The sequence below is a fragment of the Lutibacter sp. HS1-25 genome (assembly GCF_004121075.1).
Classification (GTDB): Bacteria; Bacteroidota; Bacteroidia; order Flavobacteriales; family Flavobacteriaceae; genus Lutibacter.
In genome coordinates, this window is sequence record NZ_RHLN01000139.1 from 1 (window position 1) to 23,613 (window position 23,613).

At 31.6% G+C, this 23,613-nt stretch carries 15 protein-coding genes and 1 pseudogene; 10 read left to right on the plus strand and 6 right to left on the minus strand.

Translation table 11 applies throughout. The features are described from left to right. Together EC396_RS13885 and fsa are read left to right on the plus strand one after the other, a co-directional pair. Positions 1-1,087, plus strand: a pseudogene (locus tag EC396_RS13885) (transketolase); the annotation flags it as partial. A gap of 12 nt (positions 1,088-1,099) precedes the next feature. Next, entirely contained in the window at positions 1,100-1,753 is a 654-nt protein-coding gene (fsa, locus tag EC396_RS13890; protein ID WP_129367196.1) for a fructose-6-phosphate aldolase, read from the plus strand. 55 nt (positions 1,754-1,808) lie between these two features. Here the strand turns inward: fsa and EC396_RS13895 are convergent, their stop codons facing one another. Further along, the gene (locus EC396_RS13895) at positions 1,809-2,843 is read right to left on the minus strand and encodes a LacI family DNA-binding transcriptional regulator (RefSeq protein ID WP_240665718.1); all 1,035 of its coding nucleotides are present in this window, start codon (positions 2,841-2,843) and stop codon (positions 1,809-1,811) included. A gap of 232 nt (positions 2,844-3,075) precedes the next feature. Here EC396_RS13895 and EC396_RS13900 point away from each other — a divergent pair, with 232 nt between their 5' ends. From EC396_RS13900 to EC396_RS13935, 8 genes are all read left to right on the plus strand, one after another. Then, positions 3,076-4,140, plus strand: coding sequence for an isocitrate/isopropylmalate dehydrogenase family protein (locus EC396_RS13900; RefSeq protein WP_129367198.1), 1,065 nt, complete (start codon positions 3,076-3,078; stop codon positions 4,138-4,140). Positions 4,141-4,149: 9 nt separating this feature from the next. Next, positions 4,150-4,797: a cyclase family protein gene (locus tag EC396_RS13905; protein ID WP_129367199.1), complete on the plus strand. Its 648-nt coding sequence runs from the start codon at positions 4,150-4,152 to the stop codon at positions 4,795-4,797. Positions 4,798-4,810: 13 nt separating this feature from the next. Beyond that, complete coding sequence (locus EC396_RS13910) at positions 4,811-6,202, plus strand: four-carbon acid sugar kinase family protein (RefSeq protein ID WP_164975310.1); 1,392 nt, start codon at positions 4,811-4,813, stop codon at positions 6,200-6,202. A 2-nt stretch (positions 6,203-6,204) separates the two neighbouring features. Then, a complete protein-coding gene (locus tag EC396_RS13915) occupies positions 6,205-7,470 on the plus strand; it encodes an MFS transporter (RefSeq protein WP_129367201.1) in 1,266 nt (421 codons plus the stop codon). Then, the gene (locus EC396_RS13920) at positions 7,460-8,485 is read left to right on the plus strand and encodes a Gfo/Idh/MocA family protein (protein ID WP_129367202.1); all 1,026 of its coding nucleotides are present in this window, start codon (positions 7,460-7,462) and stop codon (positions 8,483-8,485) included. Before EC396_RS13915 ends, EC396_RS13920 begins: the two co-directional genes overlap by 11 nt. A 447-nt stretch (positions 8,486-8,932) precedes the next feature. Then, positions 8,933-10,669 (plus strand): sulfatase, encoded by a 1,737-nt coding sequence (locus tag EC396_RS13925; RefSeq protein ID WP_129367203.1) that lies wholly within the window; start codon positions 8,933-8,935, stop codon positions 10,667-10,669. 495 nt (positions 10,670-11,164) lie between these two features. Beyond that, on the plus strand, positions 11,165-13,885 hold the full coding sequence (locus tag EC396_RS13930; protein ID WP_129367204.1) for a reprolysin-like metallopeptidase: 2,721 nt from the start codon (positions 11,165-11,167) through the stop codon (positions 13,883-13,885). A gap of 351 nt (positions 13,886-14,236) precedes the next feature. Next, entirely contained in the window at positions 14,237-15,166 is a 930-nt protein-coding gene (locus EC396_RS13935) for a hypothetical protein (protein WP_129367205.1), read from the plus strand. 579 nt (positions 15,167-15,745) lie between these two features. Here the strand turns inward: EC396_RS13935 and EC396_RS13940 are convergent. From EC396_RS13940 to EC396_RS13960, 5 genes are read right to left on the minus strand one after another with little or no spacing between them, the layout of a single operon-like run. Beyond that, positions 15,746-17,365, minus strand: a complete 1,620-nt coding sequence (locus tag EC396_RS13940; RefSeq protein WP_129367206.1) for a sodium/sugar symporter — start codon at positions 17,363-17,365, stop codon at positions 15,746-15,748. Positions 17,366-17,384: 19 nt separating this feature from the next. Further along, complete coding sequence (locus EC396_RS13945; RefSeq protein WP_129367207.1) at positions 17,385-18,851, minus strand: glycoside hydrolase family 30 beta sandwich domain-containing protein; 1,467 nt, start codon at positions 18,849-18,851, stop codon at positions 17,385-17,387. A gap of 21 nt (positions 18,852-18,872) precedes the next feature. Beyond that, complete coding sequence (locus EC396_RS13950) at positions 18,873-20,327, minus strand: glycoside hydrolase family 30 beta sandwich domain-containing protein (protein WP_129367208.1); 1,455 nt, start codon at positions 20,325-20,327, stop codon at positions 18,873-18,875. Positions 20,328-20,373: 46 nt separating this feature from the next. Then, the gene (locus EC396_RS13955) at positions 20,374-22,119 is read right to left on the minus strand and encodes a SusE domain-containing protein (RefSeq protein WP_129367209.1); all 1,746 of its coding nucleotides are present in this window, start codon (positions 22,117-22,119) and stop codon (positions 20,374-20,376) included. Positions 22,120-22,137: 18 nt separating this feature from the next. Further along, positions 22,138-23,613, minus strand: coding sequence for a RagB/SusD family nutrient uptake outer membrane protein (locus tag EC396_RS13960; protein ID WP_129367210.1), 1,476 nt, complete (start codon positions 23,611-23,613; stop codon positions 22,138-22,140).

The window sequence follows — 23,613 nt, forward strand, 5'->3', positions numbered from 1 at the left end:
TGAAATAAGCAAATGGAGAAGTGACAATCCTGAACTAGCAGAAAAGTTAGATGGCTTTTTAGCAGGAAAATTACCAGCGTTAAATTTTGAATCTATTGTTAATAAACCAGGATTGGCAACCAGAGCAGCTTCAGCAAATGTGTTGGGTTATTTAGCACAAAATGTGGAGAATATGATTGTTTCTTCAGCCGATTTATCAAACAGTGATAAAACAGATGGTTTCTTAAAAAATACACACGCCTTAAAAAAGAATGATTTTTCGGGTGCCTTTTTACAAGCAGGCGTAGCTGAATTAACAATGGCAGCCATTGCAAATGGTATTGCTTTACACGGAGGTGTAATTCCGGTAGTAGCAACATTCTTTGTGTTTTCAGATTATATGAAACCAGCCATTAGAATGAGTGCTATTCAAGAATTACCCGTAAAATATGTTTGGACACACGATGCTTTTAGAGTAGGTGAAGACGGACCAACACACCAACCAATTGAACAAGAAGCGCAAATTCGTTTGTTAGAAAAGTTAAAGAACCACAGTGGAGATCCTTGTTTTATGGCATTGCGCCCTGCAGATTCAGCAGAAACCAATGTAGCTTGGAAAATGGCAATGGAAAATGATAAAACACCAACAGGACTTATTTTATCTCGTCAAGGAATAAAAGACCTTCCAGCAGCAACTTCAAGATACAAAGAAGCATTAGCAGCAGAAAAGGGTGGTTATACTGTTATAGAAGCAGAAAATCCAGCTGTAGTTTTAATCGCAAACGGATCAGAAGTAGCAACTTTAATTGAAGGAGCACAATTACTTCAAGAAAGAGCAAACATAAAAGCAAAAGTCGTATCAGTTCCTTCAGAAGGAATTTTCAGATTGCAATCAAAAGCATACCAAGAAAGTATCATTCCATCAAACAAACCAGCATTTGGTTTAACAGCAGGTTTACCTGTAAACTTAGAAGGCTTGGTTGGAAACAACGGAAAAGTATTTGGTTTAGATCATTTTGGATACTCAGCACCAGCCACCGTATTGGATGAGAAATTCGGATTTACAGGCGAAAACGTGTTTAACCAAGTTACAGAATTATTAAAATAACAAAATAGGAAGATGAAATTTTTTATAGATACAGCAAATTTAGAGCAAATTAAAGAAGCACAAGCCTTAGGTGTTTTAGATGGCGTTACCACAAACCCATCATTAATGGCAAAAGAAGGAATTACAGGAGCCGAAAATATTTTACAACATTACTTAGATATCTGTAATGCTGTAGATGGAGATGTTTCAGCAGAAGTTATTGCAACAGATTTTGAAGGTATGGTTCAGCAAGGTGAAGAATTGGCCGCTTTACATCCTCAAATTGTGGTAAAATTACCAATGATTGCAGACGGCGTAAAAGCGTGTAAATACTTTTCAGACAAAGGAATTAGAACCAATGTAACTTTGGTATTTTCAGCCGGACAAGCATTGTTAGCTGCAAAAGCAGGAGCGACTTATGTTTCTCCATTCTTAGGACGTTTGGATGATATTTCAACAGATGGATTGCATTTAATTTCAGAAATCAGACAGATTTACGACAACTACGGATTTGAAACGCAAATATTATCGGCTTCAGTTCGTAACACTATGCACGTAATTAATTGTGCAAAAATTGGAAGTGATGTAATGACAGGACCATTAAGTTCAATTACAGGATTGTTAAAACACCCATTAACAGATAGTGGTTTAGCACAATTTTTAGCTGATTACGCAAAAGGAAACTAGAAAAATCATAATTTATACAAAAAAAGCCTCTTAAATAGATTGTTTAAGGGGCTTTTTATTTGTACCTATTAATTGAAGTTTTGTTTTTATTGGTTGAATTTCTAATAATAAGCTCAGATTTCAATACCTTTTTTGTGTACGCTAATTTCGGATTTTCTATTCTGTCAAAAATCAATTTAGCAGCTGTAGTTCCCATTTCAAAACCAGGCTGATTGATACTTGTTAATGAAGGTTCTAATAATTCATCAACAGGTTCGTTGTTAAAACCAATTATAGAAATATCTTCAGGCATTTTTAAGCCTCTTTCTTTGGCAGCCAACATAGTGTTAATAGCTATTTGATCACTATAAGCTAAAATGCCATCAGGGTAATTTGGAGAGTATAAAAGTTTTCGAGCAGCACTTAATCCGCTTTCTCGTGTAAAATTACAATGTTCAATTTGGTTTTTGTTTATAGAAATGTTGGCGTCAACCAAAGCTTTTTTATAGCCTAATAATCGCGTGTTGCTTATTTGTAATATTGTTGGGCCGCCTATAAAAGCAATATTTTTACAACCAATTGAAAGAAGATGATTGGTGGCGTCGTAAGCAGCTTTAAAATTATCAATCATCACTTTATCCGCATCAATTTCATCACATGAGCGGTTAAAAAATACAAGTGGAATTCCATTTTTCTTCACTTTTAAAAAATGATCAAATTGTTTGGTTTCTTCAGCAAGTGAAATAACAATACCTGCAACTCCAATTTCCATCAATTCCTCAATTAAACTTCTTTCTTCACGATACGATTCGTGTGATTGGCAAATTACAATATGCATATTGTGCTCTTTTGCAACTTTTTCAATGCCGCTAATTGCCATTGCATATAAGTGGTAACTTATTTTAGGTACAATAACACCTATTATATTCGTTTTTCGTAATGAGGGTGAATCTGGGTATTTGTTGTTTAAATAATTAGTTTCTTTGGCAATTTTCAATACTTTTTCTCTTACCTCTTCACTAATTCTAGGGTTGTTTTGAAGTGCTCTTGAAACTGTTGAAACAGCTATGTTTAATTCTTTGGCTATATCTTTTAAAGTTATTTTTTTCAAGAGGTTAAAATTTTGAAACAAATGTAATCATATTTTTTACTTGTGCAATAATTTGCGCAAAAGAGTGGTTGAATTTCTTTTATTTTAACATATTTATGCTTTAATTTGATATTAATCTTGTTTTGTTTGAATTTTTGTACTTTGTAAAGTGCAAAAAATTGCGCAAATATTGATGAAGTATTTCAAATTTAAATGAAGAAAATAAAAAATATAAATAATTAAAAGAGAAGTAATGAGTAAAAATTATAAGATAGCCGTTGTAAATGGTGATGGAATTGGAAGCGAAATTGTTCCTGCAGGAATGGAAGTAGTTAATGCTGCAGCAAAAAAATATGGTTTTGGTATTTCAACAGAATCATTTCCTTATGGCGCTGGATATTATAAGAAACATGGAGCGTTTATGCCCGAAGGTGCTTTAGAATCGTTAAAAGCATTTGATGCAATTTTCTTTGGAGCAGTTGGTTTGCCTGAGGTTGATGATACTTTGCCTGCAAGAGATTTTACCTTTAAAGTAAGAACTTCTTTTGAACAATATGTAAATTATCGTCCTGTAAAATTGTTTCCTGGAGTGGTGAGTCCGTTAAGAAATAAAACAGAAAAAGACATAGATTTTGTAGTTATACGTGAAAATAACGAAGTAGAGTTTGTGCAAAGTGGTAAAATATTGTACCCTGACAAAAAGGAAGGGTTGGCAATTGACACAACAATTGTAACACGTTTAGGTGTTGAACGTATTGCGCATTTTGCATTTAAATTGGCACGTAAACGAAATAAAAAAGTTACCAATGTAACCAAATCAAATACCTTAATTCATAGTTTAAAATACTGGGATAAAGTAATTGCTGAAGTTGCGACACAATATCCTGATGTAACATTTAACAAAATGTACATAGACAATGCATCTGCAAATTTTGTATTGCACCCAGAGATTTTTGATGTGGTTTTAACTACCAATTTGTTTGGTGATATTTTATCTGATTTGGGAGGTGCTATCATGGGAAGTTTAGGTTTTGGTGGTAGTGGAAACATCAATCCGGAAAAAGATTTCCCTTCAATGTTTGAGCCAATTCACGGTTCGGCACCTGATATTGCAGGTAAAGGAATTGCAAATCCAATAGGTCAAATTTGGTCAGCAGCCATTATGTTAGAGCATTTAGGTGAAATTGAAGCGGCAAATGCAATTGTAAAAGCAATAGGAATGGCAACTTCAAAAGGTGAATTAACAAAAGACGTTGGAGGATCAGCTTCAACAACCGATATAAAAGATAGGGTATTGGTTGCTTTAAATAGTCTGTAAATACTAAAAATGATAAAAACGGGTAAAAATAAAATAATTGATTTAACTAGAGTAATTGCTCATGGAGATAGCGGTGTTGAGTTAGAAACTGCTAAAACCATTGGTGTTGATGGTTGGAATGCTAAGACTTTGCATTTGTATTCTCATAGTGGAACGCATATGGATGCGCCTATTCATTTTGAAGTTAATGAGCAAACTATTGACAACATTGTTGTTAATCGATTTTTGGGAAAAGCTTGGGTGGTAGATTTAAGTAATGTTCAACCTGGTCATTTAATTACAATTTCAGATTTAGGTGAAGTAGCAAATAAATTGAATGAAGGAGAAAGTTTACTTATTAAAACAGGTTGGAATGCCTTTTTTGGAACCTCAAAATTTAGAGATGAGTTGCCTAGAATAAGCAAAGATCTGGCGCTTTGGTGTGGTAAAAAAAAGGTGAATATGCTAGGGGTTGAACCACCATCGGTAGCCGACGTTAATAATATTAACGAAGTGACAGAAATTCATCAAATATTAATGAAAAACGACATTATTATTATTGAGGGTTTGGTGAATTTAGAACAAATTAAATCTAGTACGGTAACACTTATTGCTTTGCCTTTGAAGGTGAAAAATGGTGATGGAGCCCCAGCTAGAGTAATTGCTATTGAAGATTAAAATGGGGGTTTTATTGTCAAAAATACTCGAAAAACTACCTGTTGAAGATGCAACTGATTATAGAAGTCAGAATAAAATATTATTTCAACAATTAAATAAAACAAGTATTGTAATTGATGATGATCCAACCGGAAATCAAACTGTTTACAATGTTCCCTTGCTAACAACTTGGGATGTAAATGCTCTTATTACTGAATTTAAAAAAGAAACACCAATTTTCTTTTTACTAACAAATTCTAGAAGTTTAACAGTTCAAAAATCTAGTGAAATTTATAATGAAATAGCAAAAAACATTACTGAAGCTTCAAAACAAACAGGACGTGATTTTTCTGTTATAAGTCGAAGTGATTCTACATTACGAGGTCATTTTCCTTCAGAAATAAATGCAATAAAACAAGAAAGTAGTTTTCAAAATTCTATTACAGTTTTTATACCTGTAATGTTTGAAGGGGGAAGAGTTACAGTAAATAACATACATTATTTATTAGAAAATGAAAATCTAATTCCTGTAAATGAAACTCCTTTTGCTCAAGACCATTCATTTGGCTATTCAAAAGCAAATTTAAAGGAGTGGATTGAAGAAAAGTCAAGCGGGAAAGTAAAAGCTTGTGAAGTTTTTTCAATTTCAATTGAAGAGATTAGAAACTTAAATGTTACTATTTTAGTTGAAAAGATTTTAAATATTCATTTTGGTAAAATACTGATATTTAACGCTTTAAATTATGATGATTTAGATAAAGTAGCAAATGTATTGTTGTTAGCTGAAAAACGAGGTAAACAAATTATTTACAGAACGTCGAGTTCTTTTGTGCCCTCATATATTGGTTTAAATCCCAAGTCTTTGTTAAGTGCTTCTCAATTGATTGGAAATGATTGTAAAACAGGAGGTTTAACTATAGTTGGTTCCTATGTTCCAAAATCTTCATCACAATTAAAAAAAGCACTTGATTATTTTAAAAATGAAGCTGTTTTTGAAATTGATGTGGAGGCATTATTCAATAAAAATAGCATAGAATATTTAGAAAATTTAGCAACTAAAATTAGTGAAGTATTAGAAATAGGAGAAGATGTGTTGGTATTTACCAGTAGAAAATTGATTACAGGAAAAACCATTGTTGAAAATTTAAATATTGGAGAAATTGTTTCAAATGCTTTAGTTCAAATTGTTAGAAAATTGAAAGTTAAACCTAAATATTTAATAGCAAAAGGAGGAATTACGTCTCACGATTTAGCAATTAAAGGTTTGGATATGAAGCGTTCAAAAGTAATTGGGCAAATATTACCTGGAATTCCGGTTTGGGAAATGGGTATAGAAACTAAATTTCCAGATTTATCATATATAGTGTTTCCAGGAAATGTTGGAGATGAAAAATCATTATTAACAATAATTCAAAAACTAACTTAATTATGAGTGCACGCATACCTACTAAAAGATATGGATTTTTTGCAGGATCTTTTTTTATAACATTGTTATTGTATATTGATAGGGTATGCATTTCTTCGGCAAAAGATGCTATTAGTGCCGATTTAAATTTAACCGATACAGAGATGGGTTGGGTTTTAGGAGCATTTGCTTTAGGGTATGCTTTGTTTCAAGTGTTAGGTGGCGCTATGGGCGATAAATATGGGGTTAGAAAAGTGATGACTTCTATTATGGTGTTTTGGTCAATATTTACGGCTTTATCTGGAATGGCTTGGAATTATATTTCTATATTGTTTTTTAGATTTGTTTTTGGAGCAGGTGAAGCAGGTGCATTTCCAAATATTTCAAGAGCAGCATTTTCATGGGTGCCTTTAAATGAAAGGGGTATTTTTCAAGGAATTAATTTTTCAGGCTCAAGGTTAGGTGCAGCATTTGCAATGCCTTTGGTTGCTTTTTTAATTGATGCGTGGGGGTGGAGAAATATCTTTTATTTTTTTGGAGCCTTAGGTATTTTAGCATCGGGCTTGTTTTTTGTTTTATTTAGAAATAAACCAGAAGATCATTCGGGTATTTCAGAGATAGAAAAAGATTTTATTGTGAAAAATAGACAGCAAGAAAGATTAACGGCTTCAAGAAAAATGCCGGTTAATGTTATGTTAGGTTCTAAAAATGTAAGATTGGCAATGATTCAATATGTTGGAAGTAATTTTATTTTCTTTTTTATGTTAACTTGGTTGTTTCCTTATATAAAATCAAAATATAATTTAAATTTGGTTACCACAGGGTTTTACACAATGCTTCCTTTGTTGGCAGGAGCTGTTGGTAATTGGGTTTCGGGTTTTGCTGTTGATGCTATTTATAAAAAAGGAAATTGGAAATTGTCTAGACAAATACCTGCAATTTTTGGTTTTTGTTTGGTGGTAATTGGTATTATTGCTAGTATGTATATGGAAACTGCTTTAGGAGCTGTTTTGTGGTTGTCGGTTGCTATTTTTGGAGCAGATATGACTTTGAGTCCTTCGTGGTCTTTTTGTATGGATATTGGTCAGCAAAATTCAGGAAAGGTATCAGGAATGATGAATATGGCAGGTAATTTAGGTGGTTTTGCAACAGCTTTGGCTTTTCCGTATTTGCAAGCATGGACAGGCGCTAACGAACCGTTTTTTTACACAGCAGCAGTATTGGCTTTTATTGCAATTATCTGTTGGCTAAATATGGATCCACTTAAAAGAATAATAGATGAAAACTAAATTAAAAGGAGTTGCTATTGGTGCAGGATATTTTAGTCAGTTTCAATATGAAGCTTGGACTCGTATTTCTGAAGTTGAAATAACAGCTTTGTGTAATTCTAATATAAATAGAGCAAAAGGTATTATGAATAATTATGGGGTGAAAAATCATTATACCGATTACAAGGAAATGATTTTAAAAGAAAAACCTGATTTTATTGATATTATTACACCTCCAGAAACTCATTTTGAAATGTGTGCTTTTGCTGCAGACCACGGTGTGCATATTATTTGCCAAAAACCATTAGCACCAACTTTTGAAGCATCTAAAAAAATTGTGGATTATGTAGCTTCAAAAGGTGTTCGTTTTGTGGTTCATGAAAATTTCAGATTTCAACCGTGGCATCGAGAAATTAAAAAAATTATCAATCAGGGAGAGATAGGAGATTTATTCAACTTAAATTTTAGATCTCGAATGGGTGATGGTTGGGGAGATGATGCCTATTTATCTAGACAACCATATTTTAGAGATTATAAAAAATTACTAATTTACGAAACAGGCGTGCATTTTATAGATACTTTTAGGTATCATGCAGGTGAAGTAAAAAATGTATTCTCAATACTTAAGCAATTGAATCCAGTAATTAAAGGTGAAGATGCTGGATTGATGATTTTGAATTTTGAAAACAACACAACAGCTCTTTGGGATGCTAACCGATATAATGAGAATAATTTAGCAAATCCTAGATATACTTTTGGTGAATATTTAATAGATGGCTCTAAAGGGAGTATTAGATTGTATTCTGATGGGAAATTAACCATTCAAAAATTAGGTCTTGGTGAAAAGGAACATTTATATGTTCATAATAATATAGGCTTTGCAGGTGATTGTTGTTATATATTTCAACGAAATTTTATTGATTGTTTTTTATCAGGAGAACCTTTTGAAACAAGCGGTGAGAATTATCTTAAAACCTTACGGGTTCAAGATGCTGTTTATGAATCTGCAAAAGCAAGTAGGGTTGTAAGTGTTTGATAATAGCTTTGTAAAAATTTTATTTTATCATTTTGGTTAATTTTACCCTATTTTTTAGATAAGGCTTAAATTAACACCAGTACTTTTAGCCAATTAAACTTGGTTTAAAATTTACTTCTTATCTATCTTCCTTTGTAACCTTTGTAAGGCTTCTTATATGCTTTTAAATATAATTCAGTGTAAATGTATTTAGTTATATGTTTAGGCATATAGATTTTTGAAAAGCAAGTAAGTATACTATCAAAAATTTAATAAATAATGAGTTATATTTTTTAGTTTAAAACCACTTCTAAGTAATAAAAATATGCTACAACATTACAAAATTGAATCAATTATTGCGTAGCAGCACGGTACAGGACGTGTATTATTTTTAATCTTTTTATGTTTGAGGATTAGGTTGCTATAAGCAACGTATTTTATTCATTATAAAAATTTTAAAACAAATTCATGGTTAAAAATCATTTTTTAATATTGTTTGCAGTTGTGCTATTAGTTGGCTTTCCTGCACAAGTTTTTTCGCAAAGTAAGGGGGCTAAAACTAAAAAACAAACACAGGTTAAAAAGCCCAATATTATTTTTATTTTAACTGATGATCAGCGTTGGGATGCTATTGGTTATGTTGGTAACGAGCTGGCATATACGCCTGAAATGGATAAATTAGCTAAATCAGGAACTTTTTTTAACAATACAATTGCAACAACACCTATTTGTGCTGCTAGTAGAGCAAGTATTTTTAGTGGCTTGCAAGAACGTACTCACGGTTATACTTTTCAAACAGGTGAAATGAAAACCGAGTATATGAATGAGGCTTACCCTAAGATATTAAAAGCAGCGGGTTATTATACCGCATTTTTTGGAAAATTTGGGGTAAAATATGATAATATTTCAGAACTATATGATGAATATGATGATTACGATTTGTTGTATTCTAAAAAAGATAGATCAAGTTATTATTATAAAACCATAGGTAAAGATACGGTACATTTAACCAGATATACTGGTTATCAGGCGTTACAATTTTTAGACAAAGCATCTAAAGAACAGCCTTTTTGTTTGCAGTTAAGTTTTAGTGCGCCACACGCCAGCGACAATACAAAAGAGCAATATTTTTGGGATGCTGAAACAAATTTTGTACTCGAAAATACTACAATACCTGAGCCTAAAAATGCAGATGATAAAAATTACAATGCTTTACCGCAAATTGTAAAAGATGGTTTTAGCCGTTATAGATGGTATTGGAGGTATGATACACCTGAAAAATACCAGTACAGTGTAAAAGGTTATTACCGAATGATTGCAGGAATTGATTTTGAAATTGAAAAAATTCGAAAAAAATTAGAGGAAAAAGGATTGGCAGACAATACCGTAATTATTTTAATGGGAGATAATGGGCAAATTTTAGGTGAACGCCAAATTGCAGGAAAATGGTTGATGTATGAAGATGCCATAAAAGTGCCTTTAATTGTTTATGATCCGCGAGTAAAAAACCACCATGATGTTGATGAAATGGCATTGAATATTGATGTTCCGTCAACAATTTTAGATTTGGCAGGTGTTCAACAGCCAAAAAGCTGGCATGGTAAAAGTTTGGTACCTTTTTTAAATAACAAAAATGCAAACGTAGAACGAGATACTATTTTAATTGAGCACTTATGGGAGTTTGAAAATATTCCTCCAAGTGAAGGTGTAAGAACAAAAAAGTGGAAATATTTTAGGTATGTAAATAATAAATCTATTGAAGAGTTGTACAACTTAGAAGAAGATCCAACGGAAGTAAATAATTTAATAGCGGATAAAAATTATCAAGATGTATTAGATAATTTACGCAACAAATGTAACGAGTTAATTATAAAATATGCCGATCCATATTCGGGTGTTCCAACAGGTTTAACTGCACAATTGAATAAAGATGATAAGCCAATTTTTGGTTGGGTTGTGCCTAAAGAAATTAAAAATCAAACCGGATATCAAATATTGGTAGCTTCTTCACAAGAAAATATTGACAATAATATTGGTGATGTTTGGAATAGTACACGGATTAACGAAAACACTTCAATAGATATATTGTTTAAAGGTAGAGCCTTACTAAAACAAAGTACTTATTATTGGAAAGTGCGTGTTTGGGATAACTTTAAAAGAACTGGTGTATATGCTAAAAGTGAGTCGTTTACAATTCCAAAATAAAAAATGTAATCATGTACCAAATAGTTTTCAATTATAAAATTTTTATAAAAAATACAATTGCAAATCTTTGTTGGTTTTGATTCTTTTTCAACTTTTTGAACGTCTTTGGTTTGGTTTTTTTAAATAGTTAATAAATGCGTAATACCTTATAATTTATCATATGAAAAAAATAGTTTTAGTATTTCTAATTCTTTTAGTAGCTAGCTCATTACAGTCAGCTTAATCTAAAGTGGCTATGGATAAAGAAGAGTGGTGTTTCGGATGTTCAATTTAAAATTTGATAAAAACTTAATAAATTAGTTTAATTTTTAACAAAATTAAACGCTTCAGATCTTATGCATTGAGATGAGGTAGACAAATTGTTTTTCGATAAAAAATAATTGAAATAATGCTTATAAAAACAAATAAAATCATCACCTAAAATAAATATTTTGAAAGATTTATATTTGTTTTTTTATTATGTTTAAAAACTATTGATATTAAAATCAAAGAATTATGATTATTAGATGTGTATCAGAAAAATTATCAATAGTAATGGCATTAAGGTTAAATTTATTATTTGAAAAAGTAAAAATATTTTCTTTAAAATCAATAATTAATCTTCTTTTTTTATTTTTTTTTACTGCAGGATATAGTCAAAACAACTTTTTTTTAAAAACAAGATTAGATTGTGAAATTGATATACGCGAGAACGATTCTATTTCAAATAGTTATAAATTTGATTATTCAAAACTTAGCACAGCTTTAACTCAAGCATTTAAAACAAAAAAAGACAATACACAAACAATATTAGTAGGGTTTCCAGATGAAAGAGGTAATATAATTGATTTTCTGATTTCAGAACGATCTATTATGGATGAAGAACAACAAAAAAAATATCCAGATATACGATCTTATTTTGGATATAATATAAAAAATCCATCCATAAAAATAAGTTTTAGCCTTTCTCCATACAAAGGACTTAGTGGTATTATGATACATAATGGTGAGTTTGTTGTATATGAACCCTATAATAACACAGAGAGTTTTAAAGTATTGGAAAAAAAGAATATTAAAAGTTTAGATTTTAATAATTGTTTAGCTCCTATAAATTTAAGTAATCTAAAAGATCAAGAATATCATAAAAAACAAGAAGGAACTACTGTTAAAAAAAAATATACTATAGCCATATCAACAACTAGTGAATATTCTAATTTTCACGGTAATACATTTGCAAGTGTAAATGCTGCAATTGTAGCAACTTTAACAAACGTAAACGCGATTTTTGAAAACGATTTGAATATTAGTTTTCAATTAGCATCAAACAATGATAGTATTTTATTTTTGGATCCAGATAATGATCCTTATTTAGATTCAGAAGATTATGGTGAATCACTACAAAATATTCTTGATAGTAAAATAGGCGATTCTAATTATTCAATCGGACATTTATTTCAAAGAGGTGGTATTTCAGGTAACTCAAATTGTATTGGTTGTGTTTGTGAATCTGGTTTGAAAGGAAAAGCATATTCATCAAGCAATCATCCAACTGGGTATTTTTTTGATTACAATTTAGTTGCTCATGAAATTGGCCATCAATTTGGCGCAAATCACACGTGGTCAAACAATGGAAATGAAGGAACTGGAGTTCAAGTCGAGCCCGGTTCAGGCTCAACAATTATGGGGTATGCAGGTATCTCTAATTCAGCTAATGTCGAGTTAAATAATAGTCCTTATTTTCATGGAATTTCTATTAGTCAAATTCAGGAATATTCAAAGAAAATTTCATGCGGTGAATTTATAAACACCACAAATACAAAACCTATTGTTAAAGATTCTCCAAATATCATCTTGCCTATATCCACTCCTTTTAAATTAGAAGGGTTTGCATTGGATAATGATGGGGATGATTTAACGTATTGTTGGGAGCAAATCAATGATAGTAACGGTAGATATATTTTTCCAGACCCTCAGGTAACTAACTCAAACGCAGTTTTATGCAGATCCTATTTGCCTTCCAAAAACAATATGAGATATATTCCAAATTTGGATGAGTTAAGGTATGGCCTTAATAAAACAAAATGGGAAAAGGTTCCTAATGTAGGAAGAAAAGCAAATTTTAGACTGACAGTAAGAGATAATAATGTACAAGGCGGTTTTACAAACTACGATGATGTAGAAGTTATATTTGACAAAAATTATGGACCTTTTGAATTTAGTTCATTTAATAATAAGTCAATTTTTTTAATCGCTAATTCAAATCAAACTGTTAGTTGGAACGTAAATAAGACGAATCAACTTCAGGGAGGTAAGCTTCTTAAATTATTACTTTCTGTAGATGGAGGGTTAAAATATGATTATGTCATTGCTGATAATATACCTAATAATGGGTCATTTCAATTTAAGGTACCTAATAACATAATAGCAAAACAATGCCGTTTTTTACTTGAAGCTAATGGCGGACATTTTTTTGCTATTAACAAAGAAGATTTTTCCATTGGTCAAGAAGTTATTAATACCTGTAAAAAATACGAATCAAGTCCAGACTTATCATTGCCAATAAACCATGAATTGCCAGATTCTAAACAAATAAACAGTATTATTATTGAAGATTCTGGAATTATTAGTGATGTTAATATTGCTATTAATTTATTCCATGAACAAATTAAGGGTTTAGAAATATTTCTAGAAAGCCCATATGGAACAAAAGTGGAATTAAAGAGCTTTGGAAGTTGTGGTGAAGAAAATAGTTTAATAGGCTTTTTTGATGATGAAGCTGTTAGTTTTGACTGTAGTAATAGCTCGAATAATTTCAGATACCGCCCACAAAAAGATGCGCTGGCCTTGTTAAATGGAGAAGATATGAAAGGAAAATGGAATTTAATAGTTAAAGATAATCAATTGTCTTATGGGGGTGTGTTAAACTCATGGAGTATAGAGTTTTGTGAAAAAACAGTCAAAGAAGCTGAATTAAGTGAGGATTCATTAAATGCTATTGTAGTATTTCCCAATCCTAATGACGGGAATTTTATTGTGAGTGCCCCAGCTTTACATTCAATAAATCAAATAACTATGGAGTTATTTGATTCAATTGGAAGATTGATATTAAAAAAACTAATTAAAGAAACAAATTATTTAAACGAACCCATTTCTTTAAATAATCTTCAATCAGGATTGTATGTTTTGAAAGTTACTGATGGAGATAAAATAATTTCTAAAAAAATTATTATTAAATAATAACGAGTTATAAGAACCAATAATTGAACTCTAATTTTTATAACGTATTTATTGTAGTAAAGACAAAACGTTATTTAATTACCAAAAATTTTTTTATACAAAAGAACAAGTTTATTCAAATTTGAAAGGCAACTAAAACATCTTTTTTAGTGATATAATTTTACTGTATTTTATAATGAAAAGTGAATAAACTCGGTTAGTAAATTTATATTTTAATCATATTTTTTTGTGTATTGTATAAAAATATTCTTAAATAAATTCAATATGTTTATTTTTTACCCTGTAGAGCAGGATAGTTGAGGTTTTCGGTTTAATTAAATTTAATTTATTATTAACCAAATATAAATATAAATGAAATTAAAATTTAACAAATTAATTTATGCAGGTCTTGTGGGTTTACTTCAAAGTGGACTGCTAATGTCTTGTACAGATGATTCTCAAGAATTAAATAGTGTAATTGAGAGCGAGGAAGAAGTTACTGTGCCAATTAGTAATAATTTAACAGCTGTGACATGTTCTCAACAATTATACACTTGGACAGGAGGGGGAACAGATCATAATGTTGGAGTAGACGCTACAATAGATGACCGAAGTTGTACTTACAATTACACCCAAAGTACTTATGGTTCTAGTTATGATTGGGGTGTGTATAGATTAGTTTCAACAGACGATGTTGGTTCTCTTCAAACAAGAATAGAACGTGCAAGTGATAAAGTTACAAACATAAAAAATGGAAATTATGTGCAAATAACAGGGTATTGTCGAATTTTAGAAGCTGGAAGTTTTACAGATAATTACCCTCAAACCAATGTGAGTGATAAAGATGGTACCTATTTTATTCAAGCTAAAGGAACTCACACAGGTACAGGTGGATCACCTGACCCTGCAATTGCATTGTTTGTGGCTAAGCCTGTTAGAGATTCTAACGGAAATATTATACTAAATAGTCAAGGTAAAACAGATTCATTTGATATTTATCGTGAAGAAATTTTATTACGTGACGGTTCAGGTTCAACAGGAAGACAATTGGTTTATATCACAAATGTTAAATATAATAAGGATTTTTGGGTTGATGTTTCAACAGGTTTTGACACTGTAAATGGTAAATTAAGACATTATGTGAAATCTAAAATTAATGGAGTGAGTAAAACTTTTACTGTACCAGAACCAGAAAGAGCACTACAAGCTAAATTGCGTATGGGTGCTTATCGTTGTCATGGTGGATCCGCTACGATTTTATGGAGAAAAGGTACAAAACAAGCTAATTTTGTAAATAATTAATAATATATTAATGTCATATTAAATTTCAAAAATATAAACTTATTAGAGAAGCTATCCCAAAAGTAATTTTCGGATAGCTTTTTTTTTAAAATATCTTATTGAATCAGGTTTTTTCTTTTAGAAATCATCAAAATTACTCACTTTCTTTTAAGCTTCAATTAGTTGAATAAGTAGAGTATGTTTAAAAAAAATTAAAAGAAGTTTAAATAGTTTGATTTATAATAAAACAATATCTGGGAAAGGATGTAAACTTATTTTTAGTAACTACAGATATGATTTAAACTAATTAAAAGGGAAAATTAGAATCCGTTTTGTTGAGGTTAAACATTCTATTACCTAAAAAACTAAGCTCTTATATTTCTATAAGAGCTTAGTTTTAATAACAATAAACAAGATTTAAACTAATTTGAAATTTCCTAATTTTTAAAGGATTTTATTGTGCCTTGTAAGTTTTGTTGATCTATAATTTGATATCTATTAATTGGTTTTAACATTTAATCTTATTAACCGATATTATAAGATGTATAATTATAAATAGCACCTAATTATATCAAATGCTATGAAATTTTTTTGTGAATATTACTTCCAAAAAATTGAGTACAAGGCTACTAAAATCAACATAATAGCAAAAGAACCAATGTTAAATAACGGACTGGTTTTAAACAGTTCTTTGGTAACTTCAATTGCTTTTTCATCATCTTTTCCTTTGTGCTGAATTAAACTCACAATTACAATAACAACCATTGTTAATACAGCTGTCAACCCCATTTGATCCATCCAAGGCATTGTTGTAGTTTTAAATGCAACAGCAATTGGAATAGAAGCCAACGCACCAATAATTGCAGCTTTGTTGGTTGTTTTTTTCCAGAATAGACCCAACATAAATACGGCTAAAATACCTGGAGAAACAATTCCTGTATATTCTTGAATAAACTGGAATGCCTGATCAATACCTCCTAAAAGTGGCGCCATAATACAAGCAATTACCAAAGCTACACCTGCAGACAATCTTCCAACATTTACAGTTTGTTTGTCGCTTGCATTTTTATTGATGTATTGTTTGTAAATATCCATGGTAAAAATGGTTGATGTTGAATTTAACATTGAAGCTAAAGACGATACGATGGCTGCTGCTAATGCTGCAAATGCCAATCCTTTCATTCCTGTTGGTAAAAATTGTAACAACCAAGGGTAAGCTCTATCTGCTTGTTCTAATGATGGTAAGTTTTTCAATCCTGCTGCACCTAAACGAGCCATAATTTCAGGGTCATGTACCATAACATAGGCTGCAATTCCAGGAATTACTACAATTACAGGAATAATTAATTTAAATCCTGCTGCTAATAAAATACCTTTTTGAGATTCTTTTAATGATTTAGCAGCCAAGGTTCTTTGAATAATGTATTGGTTGAAACCCCAATAGTATAAGTTTGCTACCCAAAGTCCACCTACTAAAACCCCAATTCCTGGTAAGTTTTTAAATTCTGGATTTCCTTCTTCTAAAATCATGGCAAAACGATCTGGAGCTGCATCATAAACAACTTTTAAACCCTCCATAACTCCTTGTCCGTCTGAAACGGTATTCAAAGCCAAATAAGTAGTAACTAAACCTCCTAAAACTAAGAAAATCACTTGTATCACATCTGTCCAAGCAACTGCTGAAAGACCTCCGTATAATGAATAAGCTGCAGCAAATAAAGCCAAACCTATCACGCCATAGATCATTGGAATTCCAATAATTGTTTCTAAAGCCAATGACCCTAAATACAATACTGAGGCTAAGTTTACAAAAACATACAAAGCAATCCAGAAAACCGCTAATATGGTTTTTAAATTAGTTGAAAATCGTTTTTCAACAAATTCAGGAATGGTATACAATCCTTTTTCAATAAAAATAGGTAGAAAATATTTTCCCACTATAATTAAAGTTAGTGCTGCCATCCATTCATAAGAAGCAATTGCCAAGCCCAGTGCAAAACCAGACCCCGACATTCCTATAAATTGTTCTGCAGAAATATTGGCTGCAATTAAACTTGCTCCAATAGCCCACCAAGGCAAACTTTTACTAGCCAAGAAATAGTCCTCGGCATTCTTTTCATGTCCTTCTTTATCTCTGGATACCCACAATCCAACGCCTAAAATTAATACCGCATAGGCAACGAAGATAAGGTAATCCCAAAATCCAAAATGTGCTGTCATAATTATTATTTTATAATAATTAATAATTAACTGTTTGAATAGCATGTGCAGGAATATTTAGAGTTATTTCCTTCTGGTCAACTATTAATTTATATGTAATTTCAGCAGCTGTTTTATTCATTACAACGGTTGCAATTGTTCCATCTTCATTTATAAAAGAAGTACCTTCAAGTGTACTTCTGCTTGAAGTTGTACTTACTCTTTTAGCATTAGGTCTGATAAATTTTGAAAAATGACCTATATAATAATACGTTGGTGTATAAATTAATTCACCTTTTTGAGTATCAGCATGAATAGGAGCAAAACAGAAATTTCCAACGTGATTTGGACCTCCGGTTTCATCTAACAACACATTCCAATCTGTCCAGCCAACAACACCATTGTTAAAATCGTTAATCATAGAATTCCCATATCGCTCGGCATTAGACCACCGTTGATATTGTGTAGGATCAAAAGATTCTTGACAACCTTCAGTAAACAATAAGTTTTTGGTAGGAAAGGAGTCGTTGATGTTTTGTAAGTTATTGTAATTTGGTTCAGCACCTGTCCAAGTTTCGTACCAGTGAAATCCAATTCCCCAAGCATATTTAGCTGCCTCAGGATCTTCAAAAATGGTGTTAGCTCTGTGTGAAATTAAATCGCGATTATGATCCCAAACTACAATGTTTTTATCTCCTAAACCTTCTTTTTCAAAAGTTGGGCCTAAATAATTTTTTAAGAAATCTCTTTCTTCTTCCGCAGTATAAATACACGATTCCCAACGTTGTACTGCCATCGGTTCATTTTGAATAGTAACTCCCCAAACTGGCATTCCTTCAGCTTCATAAGCTTTGATAAATTTGGTGTAATAAGTAGCCCAAGATTGGTAAAATTCTGGTAATAATTTCCCGCCTTGTAACATGTCTTTTTTTCCTTTCATAAAAGGAGGTGGGCTCCAAGGACTTGCATAAAAAACAACATCATTTTTAATAAGATCCATTGCTTTTTTAATCATTGGAATTCTAAATTCTTTGTCTTTTTCTATAGAAAAAGTTGTTAATTTTTTATCGCCTTCTTCAATATAAGTAAAACTTTCAGGACTAAAGTCGCAGCTATGAATACTTGTTCTTATGATATTATACCCAATACCATTTTTGCTATAATAAGCTTGTAAAAATTCCTCTTGTTTGTCTTTAGGTAATTTAGCAAAAACCACAGCAGAAGCATCTGTAATAGCACCACCAATACCCAGCATTGTTTGAAAGGTTTTGTTTGTATTTACAAAAATGGCAACTTCAGTTTCTAAAGGCTGAATAGCATTACTGAATTTATAATTTCCGGTTAACGATAGTTTTAAATCACTATCTTGAACTGTAGCATATACAGTAGCTTCTTTTTTAATTGAAGTTACTGTAGTTTGTTGTTTTTGAGTTTCTTTGATTGCTGGTTTAGAGCAAGAAACTATGGTGCATACTGTTAGTATGAACGTTATATATTTATACGTCATTTTATTAAAATTTAAAGGTTTTTACCAAATGTACGTTCCAACTGCGCCTGCATCTAAAGTTGTTGTAATTGGTTCGTTTTCAGCATTTATATTGAAGGTTTTTTGAACTCCAGTATTGTTTAAAACAATCACAACAATAGCACCGTTTGGCGTTTTAAAAGCAACATTTGGCAATTCAGAAATGTTGTTTGAATTTATTCTTTTAGAACCTGGTCTTACAAATTTTGATGCGTGTGCAATGATATAATAGGCCACATTTTTAGTAACATTATTTCCATCAATTGTTAAAGCGCCTAAACATTCTGTACAACCGCCATCAGTATGTGGTTCTAAATTTGAGTCGGCTGCTAAATTCCACTCCAATACAGTTTTACACCAATTTCGTGTAGCGCCAATGATAAGTTCTCGGGTATGCCATTTTAAATTATCTTCAAATTTTTCATTTAAACCAACCCATTGCTCCGTAAAATATAGGTTTTTATCAGGATGAGCAGTATGAACTTTTGTTAAATCGTTGATATTTCCACCATATAAATGAAATGCAGAACCATCAATATATTTTTTTGCATCTAGGTCGTTTAAAATTGAAATAGGATAATCGGTTCTGTCGGCATTGTGATCGTAAATTATGATTTTGGTAGCAATTCCATTCGTTTCAAATGCAGGGCCTAAATGATTTTTTACAAAAACAGCTTGATCTGCAGCTTCCATTAATAAACTAGGATTGTTACCTGGGTGTAACGGTTCGTTTTGAACTGTAATGGCATCAATTGTAATTCCTTCGGAAGCCATTGCTTGCACATATTTTACAAAATACTTAGCATAAGCATCATAATATTCAGGTTTTAAACTACCACCTTTTGAATTTTGATTGGTTTTCATCCAAGTAGGAGGAGACCAAGGAGATCCCATAATTTTAATTGCTGGATTGATTGCTAAAATTTCTTTTAACACAGGAATTAAATTTTTTTGATCCTCACTAATAGAAAATTTATCCATATTCACATCGGTTTCACCTGCAGGCAAATCGTTGTATGAAAAAGGAGCAGCATCTAAATCTGAAGCGCCAATACTAATTCTTAAATAGCTTACACCAATGTTGTTACCATCAGTTTTAAAAAGTTCTTTCAACAAATTTGCTCTTGCAGATGAAGACATTTTGTTAATATGCAACGCACTTCCGCCAGTTAATGAATATCCAAAACCATCAATTTCTTGATAAGCAACATTTGACATTACATTTATGGTTGGTAAACTGTTTTCAACATAAGATGAAATACCTGTTTGTTGCTTTGTAAATAATATAGATTTATCAGCTTTTGTTAAGTAAAAATCTACATTAACAGGTTTAACAACAGGAGGAGGTACTACTGTATTGTCATCACTCTTTTCGCAGCTTTGGCATCCAATTTGGATTCCAATACAGCAAAGTGTAATAAAAAAACTTTTTGTGAAATTTATAAATTTATTTTTCATGTGTATAGTTTTAAACCAGCTGCCTAAGCAGCTGGTTTTGTTTTAATTATTTGGCAAACTTGTAAGTAGCCGAAGCATAGTCGTTTGTAATTTCGATGGAGATATTGTAAGAACCATCGGTAGTAATATTTCTAAAGTTAGAACCTCCGTGATTTGTCATTGTTCCTGTTAAAGCACTTGGGTTATTAGCTCCAAAATCATTATCCCAAGGAGAGAAAAATTTCATATCAAAACCTGCTTTTAAACTGGCTGTAGTTGTAAATTTATATGGGTGAACATAGGTTAATAAAAACTCATCTCTGTCATCCCATTTTTGATTTACTTCATCCCAATGAAATAAAAATATGTTATAATAACTCCAAGTAAACTTAGCATTTGCAAAATCTACGCTAAAACTATAAGCTTGGTCTCTTTCAACATTAATAGCATCGCTTCCAGCGCTTAAATCTGAATTTACACTTACTTTAACATCATTAGGCGAATCTGTAGCTCCAATGTTTGCGAACATAGTAAAGCTTGTGCCTGTACCATCTGAAGCTGTATTTAAGGTAACAACATCTCCGTTTTGTAATGCTAAATAATTACTATTTTTAAAAATGTCTTCATCTTTTGTCATTTCTTCAATCATGGTATTGTTTACAAATAAATACAATGTTTCTGGAGTCTCAATTGGTTCAGCTGCATTTGGATCTTTTTCAATAGAATACGTATATGCATTTGATGAAAGATCTAAAGTAACAATCATAGTTCCTTTTACTTCCGAAGGAATATCTTCATAAGACAACCCTTGATCACCTGCCTGAGATTCCATAATAACTTCATTTGCAGTACCAACTACACGTTTTAGTAAATAATTCCAATAACCTTCATTTGGTACATCGGCTCTAAATAAGAAACCTCCGGTATTTACAAGATCCATTGTTGCTTGCCAAACACCACCACCAATGTATTTTAAAGGTTCATCGCTTCCCCATCCACCAATAATTGGACTTCCTTTTACATTCCATCTATCAATTTTTAATAACGAGTATGTATTGTTATCTAAGTTAACCGTAATTCTGTATTCGCCATTTTCAGCAACACTTATAGGATTTCCATTTTTTACAAGTACATCTTCAGCACCTCCATATTTATGAGCAGGTAAAGATTGTTCGCTGTAAAACATAAAGGTATTTCCGGCTGTTAAACTTGTATACATTTCATAAATATTTGAAGGATTTCCTTCTGAATTGTTTAATCTTCTTAAAGAAATTGCTTGAGCCATATCTGTACCGCTTTCAGTTGCAGTTCCTGAAATAAATAACTGTGTTGGAATAATTTCGTTTTCAAAACGAGTAACAGTTAAGTTACCTGTACCCATTTCTTCTTTACTTAAAGATTTTGCAACAGCAGCCCACATTAAATTTACATCGGTATTTGCGTTAAACCCTGCAAGAGACAAAGCAGTATCTAAATCTTCATAAGAAACAGAAGCTGAAAGTCCTTTTCCGCCATTTTCAGCAGTAATTTCCATCAATGGGTTTTCATAATCTGGGTTTTCAGCATCTACAATAATTACCGAATAATAAACGCCATAACCAAGTGAAGAGGTTGCAGGTGTCCAGTTAAATGTTATTAATTCAGACGCATTGTTTTCATCCAGTACAATTTTAGCATTGTTTTCAGGAGCTACAATTGAAGGTACAGAAAGATCCCATAAGCCTTCAGGTTGTAAATTATCTTCTTCTTTACAAGCGCCAACCGTAAGTATCACCGCTAATAAGAAAACTATTTTTATATATATATGTTTCATTTTTATTGTTTTTTAGTCTTATAAAGGGTTTTGTACTAATGCAGGATTTCTGTCTAATTCTTGTTGAGGAATTGGCAATAAAATCTTAGCTTCTGTCATATTATAATTTACAGCACTACCCGTTCTTAAATCAATTTCAACTAAATTATTCATTGTTGAAACAGCTACACCGTATCTTACTAAATCGTCCCAACGTTGTGCTTCTTGCGCCAATTCAAGTCTTCTTTCGTTTAAAATGGTATTTCTTAAAACTTCTTTAGAAGCCTTTTGTTCGCTTGTTAATTCGGGTAAAGAAACACGTGTTCTAATTCTATTAACTTCAGCAGCAGCTAAATCTAATTGACCAGATTCGTTTAAAGCTTCCGCTTTTAACAATACAATATCACCATATCTTAAAATATATTGACGATCTGGACTAGCCCAACCGTTGGCGTTTTTCCATTTATATCCAAAAGGAATTGAGTAATTAATTTCATTTCCCCAGTACTCATCAATCCATTGTACTTTTTCAAATAAAATAGTTGCATTTTTTCTAACAACGTCTCCTGCAGAGTCAAAAGCATCAACTAAATTATGAGATGGTGTTACAAACTTTCTCCAAGTATCTCCTGAAATTGATGGAGGTAATAACAATTGTGGTCCCCAGTTTCCTTCGTCTCCTCCTAAAAATTGAACTTCAAGAATAGACTCGTTATTGTTGTAATGATTTCCATCAAATAAATCCTTATAGTTGATTAATGTGTAATTTGCAGCACTAGTTTCAACTTTATTTATAAATGCCAACGCTTTTGAATAATCTGGATTGGGTTTTTGCAAACACGCTTTTGCAGCCAATGCATTTGCAGCACCTGCAGTTGCTCTTGCTTTATTAACACTTGCATCATTTCCATAGGTATCAGGTAGCAATGAAGCTGCCATTTGTAAATCGACAATAATTTGTTCATAAACTTGTTCTGCTGAAGCTCTTGGAATACGCACATCTTCAGGATTTGCAGATTTTACAGCTTCTAATACTAGTGGAACTCCGCCCCAAGATTTTACTAAATTGTAATAGTGATAAGCTCTTAAAAAATAGGCTTCACCACTAATTTGCTTTCTTCTAACTTCAGTTAAATTAACATCGTTTACCTGTTCAACTTTATCAATAACCGTATTTGCTTTTGCAATGGCATTGTATAAGTTAGACCAACTACCAAATACTTTTGAGTTGGTTGGCGAAATGGTTAAAAAATCCATTGAAAATACTTCAGGATTGTCGCCACCTGCGTAATAATTATCAGATCGTACATCTTGAAAAAGTACATTGTCCCAAATGTAATAATCGGATGATTGAAAAGATTCGTAAGCACCTGTTAGTGCTGCTTCTATTTGACTGGCACTGTTGTAGGCATTATCAGATGTTTCTTCTGAAATTGGACTTAAATCCAGATAATCTTCACAAGAGATACACGTAAATGTTACAGCCAATGCAACTATTATTTTATTTAATTTCAT